Raw genomic sequence first — 13218 nt, 5'->3', positions numbered from 1 at the left:
GCACTCAGATGAGGTAAAAGAGGCGCTATTCTGCCCGCAGCCGCTGCACCTCGGCAAGCGGCTGCAGACCCCGTTTTCAGCGGTCCGACGGGGCGTCAGGTGGGGTGTCTGAAGGGGCCTGATCGGTCGGTGTGATCGGGTCACTGCTGGCGCCGCTGACCGGTGCTGACGCGTCGCTTGGGGTGCCCTCGATACGGTAGCTGTGCACCAGCTTTTCGAGACCTTCGCTGCTGCGCAGGTTGACGTCGAGCTGGCGGAACGCGATTTCGATGCCGTTCTCCTTGAACAGGCGGTCAATCTCCCGGTTGATCTCATCGATTGCCATGTTGCGGTCGGCCAGTTCCTTTACATGGACTCGCAGCTCGTGATCCAGCGTGCTCTCGCCAAAGTTGAGGAACAGCACCATGGGTTCAGGGTCCTTTAGCACCCGGGTGTTGGTTTGGGAGATCTGCATGAGCAGTTTGCGCACCAAGTTGACGTCGGAGCCGTAGGCCACCCCTACCTTGATGATCACCCGGGTAATGGTGTCCTGCAGCGACCAGTTGACGATCTGCTCGGTCACAAAGTTCTTGTTCGGAACGATGATCTCCTTGCGGTCAAAGTCGGTGATCGTCGTGGCACGAATGCGGATGCGGTTGATGGTGCCGGAGAGCGGACCGATGGTCACTACGTCACCGATACGCACCGGGCGCTCGAACAGGATGATCAGGCCGGAGATAAAGTTGGCAAAGATCTCCTGCAAGCCGAAACCGAGACCAACACCCAGCGCGGCCACCAGCCATTGCAGTTTGTCCCAGCTAACGCCCAAGGTCGACAGCGAGGAGACCAGGCCGAAGCCGATGATGACGTAGCTCAGCAGTGTGGTGATGGCGTAGCTGCTGCCCTGGCGCAATTGCATCCGCGACAGCACCAGAATTTCCAGCAGGCCGGGCAGGTTGCGCGCCAGGGTAATGGTCAGAACGACGGTGACCAATGCGCCCAGAATGTCGCCAACGCTGATCGGTACGGCTTCGCCGGCGTTCAGGCCGGTCCCTTCGTAGTGCCAGAGCGTGACCGATTCCAGATAGGAGGTTGCGCTGATCAGGTCGGCCCAGGTGAAGTACAGCGCGATACCGAACGCCAGTAGCAGGGTTAGCTTGGCCAGTCGTAGCGATTGCTGATTGATCTGCTGCAGGTTCATTTCCGGAATTTCGACCGCCAGCTCCGCTTCGTTCTGATTTTCGCGGGCCTGTGCTGCCTGACGCTTGCTCACGGCTCGCTGGTAGGCCAGGCGCCGGCCGGCAACGTTCAGGTTGCGCACCACAGTACCCTCGACCAGCATCCACAGGACGATCAGATACAGGCTGTCGATGAACCGTTCGGCCAGCTTGACGGCGGTGTAGTGATAGCCCCAGGCGGTCAGACCCGCGAGGGCCAGTGGTGTCACGATCAACACTGCGCTGGCAGCGTAGTGGACGATGTGTGAACGGTACAGCGGTTCACTGCGGAGCATGAAGCGCCCGAGCAGGAAAGACAGTATGAACATGCCGATGAGCATCGCAGCGCGGCCCATTGGATCGGTACCGATGTATTCCGGCAGGCTGCCATGCAGGCCCAAAGCTAGTACCAGTGGCAACAATATCCAGGTGATGTTGCGCACCAACTTGCGCAGGCGTTGTACCAGCGATTCGTCCCAGTGGAAGTGCCGGGTGGCAATGCCGCCCGGGTCAAAGACGCGGTACATCATATGCAGCACAAACCAGGCGACGGCCAGTTTGGCCAGGGCCACCCCGAGGATTGGCATGCTGCGCTCGCTGTCCAGATAGATCACCAGACCGATTGCCAGCAGCAGCAGCGGCACGGTGCTGACGCGGATGGCGGTCAGCAGCAGGGCCATGGGTGTGTGCCATGGGCCGTCGCGGCGGAAGTGTCCTACTTCGTCGTGTAGTTTGTTGATGGCGCGTAGCAGCGCCGGCCTGCGCCACAGGCGTATGCCCAGCAGCACCAGCACCAGTAGACTCCAGAGCAGGTGGCGTTGCAGCGCCGAAGCCAGATGTCTCAGTTGTTGGGGCAGGTTGAGCTGAGCAAACTGGTCGGCCAACTGGCGAGGTAGATCGGTGACCCAGCTCATGTCGATCGGCCTGCTGCTGGCGACCCAGAACAGTTGATCGTCAATGGTGCGTCGCAGGCCGCTGCTCAGCTGCTGCAGCTGGCGCTGGTTGATCTGCAGGGTGATCGCCTGATTGATCAGCGTATTGATATTGCTGTTGAGTTGCTCGACCAGATTGACCCTGGCGTTAACCATTTGCTCCAGCGATGGGCGCAGTGCGTCGCGCTGGCGAACGGGGATCTTCAGCAGCAGTTCGTTGAGGTAGGTATCGGGGGTCTGCAGGCTCTGGCTGAGTTGATTCAGCTCGAACTGACGTAGCCGCAAGTCGGCGATTTGGTCGGCCAAGTCCTTGTCGGTCTCGACCTTGGGCAGCTCGTTCTTCTGCTGATGCAGGATGCGTGACAACAACAGGCTGCCTTCCAGTACCGCGATCTGCTGTTCCAGCGCTTTGTCGATCTGTGTCAGGTGTTCGGTTTGTTGCTTGGTTTCAATATTAATGCGGGTCACCACACCAATCTGGCGGGTTGCGGTGAGCAGCTCTTCGCTGAGCTGTCGGTTAATGCTGCTCTGGGCTTGCAGCACCTTGTTCTGGCTCTGCTCCTCGGGCAGGGTGGCGTCACTCACGGCCTGCTCCGAGGCGGATTCACGCTTGTCGTTGATGACGCTCTGCAACAGCCGAATGTCCGCTTCGATGCGTTTGATTTGCAGAGTCAGCAGGTTCTTCTTCTGGTTGGCCAGATCCTGTAGCACGTTGTTGCCCGCCAGTTTCTGCCTCAGCAACTCGCTGCTGGCGCTGAGTTGGCCTAGCTCTGCTTGCAGCTGGTCGATGCGCGCGCGGGACAGGGCCGTCGGCGTAAGGCGCTGCTGCGCGCGCAGCTGATCGCTGAGGGTCTGACTACGGGTCTGGTTTTCGGATACCGCCGCCTGAGTGCGTTCGGGGCGCGTCTGCGCTGATATCAACTGACCGTTGACCGCTGTCAGGTCGTTCTGCCAGGTGAACATCTGACTGACCTGCTCGCTCAGGCGTGCTTCAAGTTCCTTAAGGCTGAGCCGCTCGAGCTGCTCGCGGCTGGTTTCATTGTCCGCCTTTGCCAGCCGGTTGAATTCGGTGCGTACTGTCTGCGTCTGGCGTGGTGCGTCGGCCACTTGCTGTTGCAGGTCTTCCTGTTCTTGGCGGATTTGTCGGGTCTGCTGGAGGAAGCTCAGGGTGTTCTGGTAAACCTCGCTCAACTCGCGTTTCTCAGCCTCGGGCAGACTGCCGTTAGCAGTGCTTTCGATGGTGGCATTGAGGCTTTCGATTTGTTGATCGAGGGCGCTGGGGGCGTCGTCCTGTGCCCAGAGCACGGGCGCGAACAGCAGGCAACAGAGCAGCAGCAGGGTGTGGCGCGGCATGAAAGGGTTCCTGAATTGACCTGAGAGAAGGGTAGCCGCCCTGTTGCAGCTTGGGAAGTTGACCGTTCCTGCAACGTCCGGTTCCGGGCCCTGAACGCAACAGGCCACCCGAAGGTGGCCTGTTGGGATGCCGCGAACGGCCGGTTGGTCACGCGCTGGTCAGAACCAAGCGTCCTGCATGTCGTAGCAGGTCAGGTCACGGTTCTCCAGCACGTTCAGATCGTGGTGGCAGGACGGCACTTCCCAGCGCAGGAAGTAGCGGGCGGCCTGCAACTTGCCCTGATAGAACGCGGTGTCCGCCGCGTTGCCGGCAGCCAGCCCCTGCTGGGCCTTGATCGCCTGCTCCAGCCAGCGCCAACCGATGACCATGTGGCCGAAGGCTTTGAGGTAGAGCGCCGAGTTGGCCAGTGCCTCGTTGACCTTACCCTGGCCCATGTCACCGAGCAGGGCCATGGTGACGCTGCCGATGTGCGCATGCAGCTTCTCCAGCGGCTCGCGCAGATCGTTCAGCTCGCTGTGCTCGGCGGCGCGCTTGCAGCAGCTCTGAATCAGGCCTGACAGCTGCTTGAGCGCGGCGCCCCCGTTCATGGTGACTTTGCGGGCCAGCAGGTCGAGCGACTGGATGCCGTTGGTGCCTTCGTGGATCGGGTTCAGGCGGTTATCGCGGTAGAACTGCTCGACCGGGTACTCACGGGTGTAGCCGTGGCCGCCGAGAATCTGGATCGCCAGCTCGTTGGCCTTGAGGCAGTAGTCAGACGGCCAGGCCTTGACGATCGGGGTCAGCAGGTCGAGCAGCTCGAGAGCGGTCTTACGCTGCTCTTCGGTTTCCAGCGTTTCGGTGTCGTCGAACAGGCGGGCTGCGTACAGACCCAGGTCGAAGGCGCCTTCAACGTACGCTTTTTGCGTGAGCAGCATGCGCTTGACGTCGGCGTGTTCGATGATCGAGACCTGCGGTGCGTTCGGGTTCTTGCCGTCAGGCAGGCGGCCCTGCGGGCGCTCGCGGGCGTAGTTTAGCGAGTACAGGTAACCGGCGTAGCCGAGCATGACCGCGCCCATGCCAACGCCGATGCGCGCTTCGTTCATCATCTGGAACATGTAGGACAGGCCGTGGTGCGGCTTGCCGACCAGATAGCCGACGCAGTTGTCCTTGTCGCCGAAGTTCAGCGCGGTAGAGGTGGTGCCGCGCCAGCCCATCTTGTGGAACAGGCCGGCCAGGGTCACGTCGTTGCGCTCACCGAGAGAGCCGTCTTCGTTGACCAGGAATTTGGGCACGATGAACAGCGAGATACCTTTTACGCCGGCCGGGGCGTCGGGCAGCTTGGCCAGCACCATGTGGACGATGTTCTCGGACAGCGGGTGATCGCCACCGGAGATGAAGATCTTGTTGCCTTTCAGGCGATAGGTTCCGTCAGCGGCCGGCTCAGCCTTGGTGCGAATATCGGACAGCGAGGAGCCAGCATGCGGCTCGGTCAACGCCATGGTGCCGAAGAATCGGCCTTCGATCATTGGCTGCAGGTAGCGCTGTTTCTGCTCATCGGTGCCGAAGCTCTCGATCAGGTTGGCGGCGCCCATGGTCAGCATTGGGTAGGACGAGGTCCCGGCGTTGGCGGACTGGAAATGAGCAAAGCAGGCCTGCGACAGCAGATTCGGCATCTGCATGCCGCCCTGTTCGAAGGTGCGGGTGGCATTCAGGAAGCCCGCTTCCAGGAATGCATCAACCGCCGGTTTGACTTCCGGAATCAGCTCGGCCGCGCCGTTGACGTACTTGGGCTCGTTCTCGTCGTTTTTGCGGTTGTGCGGTGCGAACAGCTTCTCCGCAATGGTGCGAGCGGTGCCGATGGCCGCGTCAAACGTCTCGCGGTTGTGGTCGGCAAAGCGTGGGCGCTCGGTCAGCGCCTCGGCGTCCAGCACTTCATAGAGTTCAAACGCTAGGTTGCGTTGGTCAATCAGCAGTTCGGACATGTCGGTCACCTCAGAAGTAATCGCGGGGCAGTGTATTGAGTCGCTTTCCGTCAGGGAACGGCCATTGATGCCCTTGATAATCGCAAATCAGAACAGACGAAGCGCAGGCTCGTCCAATGCGGCGCGTTGCTCACGCAGGGTCAGAACCTGATCCGCCCAGTACCGTTCCTGGGCAAACCAGGGAAAGTGCATGGGGAAGGCCGGGTCTTCCCAGCGGCGCGCCAGCCACGCGCTGTAGTGCACCAGCCGCAGGCTGCGCAGTGGCTCGATCAAGGCCAATTCGGCTGGGTTGAAGTCGTGAAACTCGTTGTAGCCGTCAATCAGCTCGGACAACTGGGCCTGGCGCTGGTCGCGTTCGCCGGACAGTACCATCCACAGGTCCTGCATCGCTGGGCCCATGCGGCAGTCGTCCAGGTCGACCATATACAGGCTGTCGTCGCGCCATAGCAGATTGCCGACGTGCAGGTCGCCGTGCAGGCGGATCTGTTTGGCCGGGTTGGCCTGCAGTTGCTGTTTTACCACCTGCAGCAGGTCTTCGGCGACCGAGAAGTAGGCGGGTTGCAGGCTCTTGGGGACCACATTGGCGCTGCGCAGGTATTCCAGGCTGTCGCCGCCGAAGCTTTGCCAGTCCAAGGTCGGACGGTGCTCGAACGGACGCATGGAGCCGACCGCATGCAGCCTGCCGATCAGCCGGCCAAGCATCAGCAGGTGGTCCGGATCGTCGAACTCCGGGGCGTGGCCACCAAACCGGCGGAACAGGCTGAAGCGAAACCCGGCATGTTCGAACAGGGTGCGGCCGTCGATCTGCTCGGGTGCGATCACCGGGATCTCGCGTTCGGCCAGCTCCAGGCTGAAGGTGTGCTCTTCGAGAATGGCGTCGTCGCTCCAGCGGTCCGGTCGGTAGAACTTGGCGATCAGCGGCGCCGCGCCTTCGATGCCGACCTGAAATACGCGGTTCTCATAGCTGTTCAGAGTCAGGATGCGCGCATCAGAGAGATAGCCGAGCGACTCGACCGCGTCCAGCACGGTGTCAGGGGTGAGGGTAGAAAAAGGATGGCTGGACATGGTGGTCGACTCGGGGCAAACGCGTGGTTGTGACCGCACAGGGTAGCAGGAGTTGGCCGCGGAATCGCTTGTTGCAGACGGGTTTCAGGGGGTGCGGGCAACACACCAGACCTGAACTGATGCGGCGCCGGCCTGGAGCAAGGTATGGCTGGCCTCACTCACTGTCACGCCAGTGGTCATGACGTCGTCTATCAGTGCTACGTGCTTGCCTTGCAGTTGCTCAGGTTCCGGGCAGTTGAAAGCACCGCGCAGATTCTGCCTTCGTGCTTTGGCGTCCAGCCCCTGTTGCGACAGAGTTGCCCGGGTGCGCTCCAGCAGCCCCGGATGACATCTGAGACGGGTGCGCCTGGCAACGTCGCGAGCCAGCTCGTATGCCTGGTTATAGCCACGTTGGGCCTGACGCTTGCGGTGCATCGGCACCGGCAGCAGCAGGTCCGGGCAGGGGGCGATGTCTTGCAGCAGCCAGTCCGCTGCCGCCTCGGCAAGCAACTGGCCCAATAGCCGACCAATGTCGGTCTGGCCGTGGTATTTGAACGCGGGTATCAGGCTGTCAATGGGGAAGCGGTAGAGTAGCGGCGCCAGTGCATGACTGAACGATGGTGGTGCCTTGAGACAGCGCCCACACTGCGCGGCCGGAAGCGGCAATGGCAAGGCGCAGCGTTGGCAGCTGGCTTGTTGCCAGGGCAGGTCAGCCTCGCAGCCGCCGCACAGTTGCGTGTCCGGGTGCGGGTTGCTGCCGAGGCAGAGTATGCACTGCGCAAATAGATTGTTTTTTATCCAGATGTAAACCTGTGATTTTTTCAATGGTTGACAGCCTCCGTGCCGTCGTTATGATGCTCGGCAGACTTGGAACCCGCCCGGTTCCCCTGCCAATTCGAAGGGACAAGACCCCATGACTGCATCCGTGACCCGCCACGACTGGACTCTGGCAGAAGTGCTGGAGCTGTTCAATCAGCCGTTCAACGATCTGCTGTTCCACGCACAGACCGTGCATCGCCAGCATTTCGATCCGAATCGAGTGCAGGTCTCCACGCTGCTGTCGATCAAGACCGGCGCCTGTCCGGAAGACTGCAAGTACTGCCCGCAGTCCGGTCATTACAACACCGGGCTGGACAAGGAAAAGCTGATGGAGGTCGAGAAGGTGCTCAAGGCGGCGGCCGATGCCAAGGCCATCGGCTCCACTCGCTTCTGTATGGGCGCGGCCTGGAAGCATCCGTCTGCCAAGGACATGCCCTATGTGCTGAAGATGGTCGAGGGCGTCAAGGCGCTGGGCCTGGAAACCTGCATGACCCTGGGCAAGCTGAGCAAGGAGCAAACTCAGGCGCTGGCAGAAGCAGGGCTGGACTACTACAACCATAACCTCGATACCTCGCCTGAGTTCTACGGCAACATCATCACCACCCGTACCTATGCGGACCGGCTGGAAACCTTGTCGCACGTGCGCGATTCCGGCATGAAAATCTGCTCGGGCGGCATTCTTGGTATGGGCGAGTCGCTTAAGGATCGCGCGGGCCTGCTGATCCAGCTGGCCAACCTGCCGGAGCACCCGGAGAGCGTACCGATCAACATGCTGGTCAAGGTGCAGGGCACCCCGCTGGCGGAAGAGAAGGATGTTGATCCCTTCGATTTCATCCGCATGCTCGCGGTAGCTCGCATCATGATGCCCAAGTCCCACGTGCGCCTGTCTGCCGGCCGCGAGCAGATGAACGAGCAGATGCAGTCACTGGCGTTCTTTGCTGGCGCCAACTCGATCTTCTACGGTAAGAAGCTGCTGACCACCGGCAACCCGCAGGCGGATAAGGACATGCAGCTGTTCGCCCGTCTCGGCATCAAGCCGGAAGAGCGTCAGGAACACGCGGACGAAGTACATCAGGCGGCGATTGAACAGGCTCTGATCGAGCAGCGCGACAGCGCGCTGTTCACCAACGCCGCTGCGAGCTGATCGGCTACGGTGTCGACATTGCAGCGACCTGCTCGACCGGGTCGCTGAGCCCTGAACGCTATCGCAGGCATTCGCCCGCCAGCCGTGTGAGCCCATGACTTTCGACCTTTCTTCACGCCTCGCTGAACGTCGCGCTGCGCATCTGTATCGCCATCGGCCACTGCTGCAGACGCCGCAGGGCGTGGAAGTGCAGGTCGACGGTGAGCGGTTGCTCAGTTTCTGCAGTAACGACTACCTCGGTCTTGCCAATGATCCGCGCATCAATGAGGTGTTCGTTGATGGCGTGCGGCGCTGGGGCACAGGTGGTGGAGCGTCGCATCTGGTGACCGGCCACTCGGGCGCCCACCACGCGCTGGAGGAGGCGTTGGCCGAGTTCACCGGTCGGCCACGGGCCTTGCTGCTGTCCAGCGGCTACATGGCCAACATGGGGACGGTTACTGCACTGGTTGGCCAAGGCGATACAGTGCTTGAAGATCGGCTTAATCATGCGTCCCTGCTGGATGCCGGGTTGCTTAGCGGCGCGCGTTTCTCGCGGTATTTGCACAACGATGCCGACAGCCTGCGCGGGCGTCTGAGCAAGGCACAGGGCAACACGCTGGTGGTGACCGATGGTGTGTTCAGCATGGACGGTGATCTGGCTGACTTGCCCGCACTGTGTGCCGAGGCGACCGCGGCGCAGGCCTGGATGATGGTGGACGACGCCCACGGGTTCGGCTGTCTGGGCGCGCAGGGGGGCGGCATTGTTGAGCACTTCGGCCTGACGATCGAGCAGGTTCCGGTGCTGGTCGGCACCTTGGGCAAGGCGTTCGGCACCGCGGGCGCCTTTGTCGCTGGCAGCGAGGAGCTGATCGAAACCCTGATCCAGTTTGCCCGGCCCTACATCTATACCACCAGCCAGCCGCCTGCCGTTGCGCATGCAACGCTGACCAGCCTGCAGCTGGTGCGCGAAGAGCAGTGGCGGCGCGACCATCTTTCGCGGCTGATTGCGCGCTTCCGAGCGGGCGTCAGCTCACTCGGGCTGGAACTGATGGACAGCCCAACGCCGATTCAGCCGATTGTGGTTGGCCGCAGTGAACGTGCGCTGGCCTTGTCCGCTGCGCTGCGCGCGCGCGGGTTGTTGGTCACCGCCATTCGCCCGCCGACCGTACCGCAGGGCACCGCCAGACTGCGTGTTACCCTCAGCGCCGCCCACACCGAACACCAGGTTGACCGCTTACTCGATGCGCTCGGGCAGGCGCACAAGGAACTGAACGATGAATAACCTTACTTTGCTGCCTGGCTGGGCGTTGGCCGCCAGCAACCTGCTGCCCTTGCAGCAAGCGCTGCAGGAGCGTCTTCCCGCGCTGAACATCCAGTTGGCGGAACTGCCGGCGCTGCAAATGTCGACGCTGGAACCCGATTTGACTGCGTTGGCCGAGGCATTGCCCGCCGGTTGGCTGGCCGGCTGGTCGCTTGGTGGGATGCTGGCGGTGCAGCTGCAGCGGCGTTTTCCGGAGCGCTTCTGCGGCGTTATCACCATTGCCAGCAATGCCTGTTTTGCGGTGCGCGACGGCTGGCCGCACGCGATGCCGGTCGATACCTTCAAGGCGTTTCTAAGTGATGCCCGAGAGCAGCCGGAGCGCATTCTTAAACGCTTTTCGCTGCTGGTGACGCAAGGCGGCGAGAACCCCCGGGAAATGAGCAAGCAATTGCGCTGGAGTGATGCCGACCCGCTGCAGCGGCTTAATCAACTGGCGTTGCTTGGCGTGATCGATAACCGCATTCCGCTGCAGCGCTGTGCGCAGCCGGTACTGCATTGCCTGGGTGGCAGCGATGCGCTGGTACCTGCTGCCGTCGAAGCGGATCTGCTGGCGCTAAATGATAATGCGCGTGTGAGTGTGCTGCCGCAGGGCGGTCATGCGCTGCCGCTCGAGGCGCCACTGTGGTTGGCGGGTGAGATCGCCGACTGGCTGGATTCGCAATGACCGACACTGCCATCGACAAGCAAGCCGTTGCCGCCTCTTTCAGTCGAGCGGCGGCAACTTACGATCAGGTCGCCGAGCTGCAGCGCAGTGTCGGCAGCAATCTGCTTGCGCGTTTGCCTGAGCACCTGCAGGTAGAACGTATTGTCGATTTGGGCTGTGGGACCGGTTACTTCACCCGCGCGCTGAATGCGCGCTTCAGGCAGCCGGTGCTGGGCCTGGATATCGCTGAGGGTATGCTGCGTTACGCCCGTACCCAAGGACCCCATTCGTCTCAATGGATTGCAGCAGACGCCGAAGCGCTGCCGCTGCGTTCGTCCTCGCATCAGTTGCTGTTCTCCAGTCTGGCGTTGCAGTGGTGTCCGGATTTGGCGCAGGCGCTGCGTGAGTCGCTGCGGGTGCTGGAGCCGGGCGGGCGCATTGCCTTCAACACCTTGGTTGAAGGCACGCTGCAAGAGCTGCGCGATGCCTGGCAAGCGGTCGATGGCTATGTCCATGTCAACCGCTTTATGCCGCTGGCTCAGTTACAGCAGATCCTTGCTGGCGCCGGCTTTGCCAACTGGCATTGCGATGTTGAGACCCATGTACTGCACTACCCGCAGCTCAGCGGGCTTACCCACGAGCTCAAGGCGCTAGGTGCACACAATCTCAATTCCGGACGCCCCGGTGGGCTGACCGGGCGCGCCAGGCTGCGCGCTTTGACCGCAGCCTATGAAGCATTTCGCGAACCTGCCGGGTTGCCCGCGACCTATAAGGTCGCCCAGATCATTCTGCATAAAGGCCTAACGGCTTGAAGGAGCCCTCATGAGCAAACGCTACTTCGTCACCGGTACCGATACTGAAATTGGTAAAACCACCATTGCAGCCGGGTTGCTTTGCGCGGCGCGTCAGCGTGGTTTGACCACCGCCGGGGTTAAACCGGTTGCCGCAGGCTGCGAGCGCACGCCTGACGGTCTGCGCAACGAAGATGCGCTGGCGCTTCAGGGCCAAAGCTATCCGCCGCTGGCCTACGATCTGGTCAATCCGGTCACCCTGGAAGCTGCCATTGCTCCGCACATTGCCGCGCGGGAAGAGCAGGTCACGCTGACCGCCAAGGGGCTGGCTGGTGCCTGCGAGGCGGTGTTCGCGCGCGGCGCTGACCTGACGCTGGTGGAGGGCGCGGGCGGCTGGTGTGTGCCCCTCAATGAGACTGAGCTGCTTTCGGATCTTGCGATTGCTCATAAGCTGCCGGTAGTGCTGGTGGTTGGAATGCGTTTGGGCTGCATCAATCATGCGCTGCTAAGCTGCCGTGCCATTGCTGCTGATGGACTGCAGCTGGCGGGCTGGGTGGCCAACTATGTTGATCCGGATATGAGCCGCCCGGAAGAAAATCTGGCAACGCTCAGGCATTTGATCGATGCGCCGTGTCTCGGTGTTGTGCCGCGTCTGGCGTGCGCGGATGCCGAGGAAGTGGCAGGCTTTCTGGATGTTTCACCACTGGTCTGAGACGACCAGTGGTGTTGGGCTGATCGCGCTATCTGTGCTTGAATGTTGGTGTCTATCCATCCAGAGACTATGCCATGGCAACCCTTGACTTGATTTCCTCTGGCCTCGCCAGTGTGCGTCAGGGCCAAAACCGCATGAGCGGTGCGGCATCCGATATCGCTCGCGCCGCGCTGCCAGTCGATCCTGCAGCGACCACTGCGCAGCCTGCTCAGCCTGCAACAGGGCAAGCAGCGGCCTCTACGCCTGTTGAAACATCTCGCCCGGTGAATCTGGTAGACAGCCTGGTCGAGTTGCAACAGGGGCGCCAGGAAGCGGAAGCCGGCGCATCGGTGATTGATACCGCCGACGAAGTGCTGGGCACCTTGCTGGATGTCACTGCCTGAGCCTAGTTGGGCTCACGAGCATGTCTCGGCACCATGACCCCCGTCGGCAGCAGTCAAACCACTTATATTCCCTCCGCGGTCACCACGCTGACCGCGCGTTCTATTGCGGTCAGCGATAGCGTTCCTCCCGACGATCCCAATACCCGCTTCGCTCCGGTAGATGAAGCGAGCGAGTCTGCGGTTGGCACTGCGACCCCTGACGCGACGGCCGACACCGATCTGGCAGAGGCAGAGCGTAGCAAGCGATCTCAACTTAGTAAGGCTGAGGCGCAGCTGGCGCAGGCAGAGCAAGCCGAAATCCGCGAGCTCGCGGCGCGCGACCGTGAGGTTCGCACGCACGAACAGGCGCACATGTCGGTGGGTGGTCAGTACGCGGGTTCGGTTTCCTATACCTATGAGCGCGGTCCAGATGGGCGTATGTACGCGGTCGGTGGTGAAGTGCCTATCGATACCGCTCCGGTAGCGGGTGACCCACAGGCAACCATCGACAAGATGGAGCAGGTTCGTCGCGCTGCACTGGCTCCCGCCGAGCCGTCTTCGCAGGACCGCTCGGTTGCGGCGCAAGCTGCCCAGCTGATCGCTCAGGCTCGGGCCGAGCTGGCTTCTGCTTCTGAGGAACCCGTCGGCAAGGCGGACCGGGATAGTCGGAGTGAGGCGGACGACGAGGACGCGGATGCTGGTACGTCAGCGACTGCGTCCAGCGCTGACCTTTCCGTGTACCGCAACGTTGCGGCTGGCAGCTCGCAATCTGCGTTGCGCACCGAAGCCTGATTCTCCCTAAATCCGAATTTCTATACTCATTTTTGTTGATACCACGGCATTCATGCGGGGGTTGACAATGCCTGGGCGTAAACGTATGTTTCAAACGTCTGTTTGAATTCGAGCTGCCAATCAGCTCAAAACCGCAGCCTCGGCTGCCCGTGCATACTGATCAATACT

11 protein-coding genes are annotated in these 13218 nt (G+C 61.7%); 7 read left to right on the top strand and 4 right to left on the bottom strand.

Features of this window, described 5'->3' with window-relative positions; translation table 11 throughout:
* Nucleotides 1-76: 76 nt before the first annotated feature.
* From mscK to AAFM31_RS08025, 4 genes are all read right to left on the bottom strand, one after another.
* Nucleotides 77-3481, bottom strand: a complete 3405-nt coding sequence (mscK, locus tag AAFM31_RS08040) for a mechanosensitive channel MscK (RefSeq protein ID WP_341707398.1) — start codon at nt 3479-3481, stop codon at nt 77-79.
* A gap of 159 nt (nt 3482-3640) precedes the next feature.
* Nucleotides 3641-5443 carry an acyl-CoA dehydrogenase gene (locus AAFM31_RS08035; RefSeq protein WP_341707397.1) on the bottom strand — a complete coding sequence of 601 codons (1803 nt, stop codon included), beginning with the start codon at nt 5441-5443 and terminating at the stop codon, nt 3641-3643.
* A gap of 87 nt (nt 5444-5530) precedes the next feature.
* Nucleotides 5531-6508 carry a serine/threonine protein kinase gene (locus tag AAFM31_RS08030; RefSeq protein ID WP_341707396.1) on the bottom strand — a complete coding sequence of 326 codons (978 nt, stop codon included), beginning with the start codon at nt 6506-6508 and terminating at the stop codon, nt 5531-5533.
* 84 nt (nt 6509-6592) lie between these two features.
* The gene (locus AAFM31_RS08025) at nt 6593-7312 is read right to left on the bottom strand and encodes a ComF family protein (RefSeq protein ID WP_341707395.1); all 720 of its coding nucleotides are present in this window, start codon (nt 7310-7312) and stop codon (nt 6593-6595) included.
* An 88-nt stretch (nt 7313-7400) separates the two neighbouring features.
* On the opposite strand from AAFM31_RS08025, the gene bioB reads away from it, so the two are divergent.
* The 7 genes from bioB (at nt 7401) to AAFM31_RS07990 (ending at nt 13050) form a co-directional block, all read left to right on the top strand.
* Nucleotides 7401-8450, top strand: coding sequence for a biotin synthase BioB (gene bioB, locus AAFM31_RS08020; RefSeq protein ID WP_341707394.1), 1050 nt, complete (start codon nt 7401-7403; stop codon nt 8448-8450).
* 94 nt (nt 8451-8544) lie between these two features.
* Nucleotides 8545-9711 (top strand): 8-amino-7-oxononanoate synthase, encoded by a 1167-nt coding sequence (bioF, locus tag AAFM31_RS08015; protein WP_341707393.1) that lies wholly within the window; start codon nt 8545-8547, stop codon nt 9709-9711.
* On the top strand, nt 9704-10414 hold the full coding sequence (locus tag AAFM31_RS08010; RefSeq protein ID WP_341707392.1) for an alpha/beta fold hydrolase: 711 nt from the start codon (nt 9704-9706) through the stop codon (nt 10412-10414). The genes bioF and AAFM31_RS08010 overlap by 8 nt, the downstream gene beginning before the upstream one ends.
* Complete coding sequence (gene bioC / locus AAFM31_RS08005) at nt 10411-11205, top strand: malonyl-ACP O-methyltransferase BioC (protein WP_341707391.1); 795 nt, start codon at nt 10411-10413, stop codon at nt 11203-11205. The genes AAFM31_RS08010 and bioC overlap by 4 nt, the downstream gene beginning before the upstream one ends.
* A 10-nt stretch (nt 11206-11215) precedes the next feature.
* On the top strand, nt 11216-11896 hold the full coding sequence (bioD, locus tag AAFM31_RS08000; RefSeq protein ID WP_341707390.1) for a dethiobiotin synthase: 681 nt from the start codon (nt 11216-11218) through the stop codon (nt 11894-11896).
* Nucleotides 11897-11970: 74 nt separating this feature from the next.
* Entirely contained in the window at nt 11971-12279 is a 309-nt protein-coding gene (locus AAFM31_RS07995; protein WP_341707389.1) for a hypothetical protein, read from the top strand.
* 33 nt (nt 12280-12312) lie between these two features.
* Nucleotides 12313-13050, top strand: a complete 738-nt coding sequence (locus AAFM31_RS07990) for a putative metalloprotease CJM1_0395 family protein (protein ID WP_341707388.1) — start codon at nt 12313-12315, stop codon at nt 13048-13050.
* Nucleotides 13051-13218: the final 168 nt, after the last annotated feature.

This window comes from Halopseudomonas sp., assembly GCF_038130085.1.
Taxonomy (GTDB): Bacteria; Pseudomonadota; Gammaproteobacteria; order Pseudomonadales; family Pseudomonadaceae; genus Halopseudomonas.
Note: the sequence above shows the minus strand (reverse complement) of the source record. Positions and strands in the feature narration are given on the sequence as shown.

What these genes read in the sequence shown, in the direction of transcription:
- mscK (WP_341707398.1), bottom strand. Translation starts at nt 3,481, where the DNA reads ATGCCGCGCCACACCCTGCTGCTGCTCTGTTGCCTGCTGTTCGCGCCC.
- AAFM31_RS08035 (WP_341707397.1), bottom strand. Translation starts at nt 5,443, where the DNA reads ATGTCCGAACTGCTGATTGACCAACGCAACCTAGCGTTTGAACTCTAT.
- AAFM31_RS08030 (WP_341707396.1), bottom strand. Translation starts at nt 6,508, where the DNA reads ATGTCCAGCCATCCTTTTTCTACCCTCACCCCTGACACCGTGCTGGAC.
- bioB (WP_341707394.1), top strand. Translation starts at nt 7,401, where the DNA reads ATGACTGCATCCGTGACCCGCCACGACTGGACTCTGGCAGAAGTGCTG.
- bioF (WP_341707393.1), top strand. Translation starts at nt 8,545, where the DNA reads ATGACTTTCGACCTTTCTTCACGCCTCGCTGAACGTCGCGCTGCGCAT.
- AAFM31_RS08010 (WP_341707392.1), top strand. Translation starts at nt 9,704, where the DNA reads ATGAATAACCTTACTTTGCTGCCTGGCTGGGCGTTGGCCGCCAGCAAC.
- bioC (WP_341707391.1), top strand. Translation starts at nt 10,411, where the DNA reads ATGACCGACACTGCCATCGACAAGCAAGCCGTTGCCGCCTCTTTCAGT.
- bioD (WP_341707390.1), top strand. Translation starts at nt 11,216, where the DNA reads ATGAGCAAACGCTACTTCGTCACCGGTACCGATACTGAAATTGGTAAA.
- AAFM31_RS07995 (WP_341707389.1), top strand. Translation starts at nt 11,971, where the DNA reads ATGGCAACCCTTGACTTGATTTCCTCTGGCCTCGCCAGTGTGCGTCAG.
- AAFM31_RS07990 (WP_341707388.1), top strand. Translation starts at nt 12,313, where the DNA reads ATGACCCCCGTCGGCAGCAGTCAAACCACTTATATTCCCTCCGCGGTC.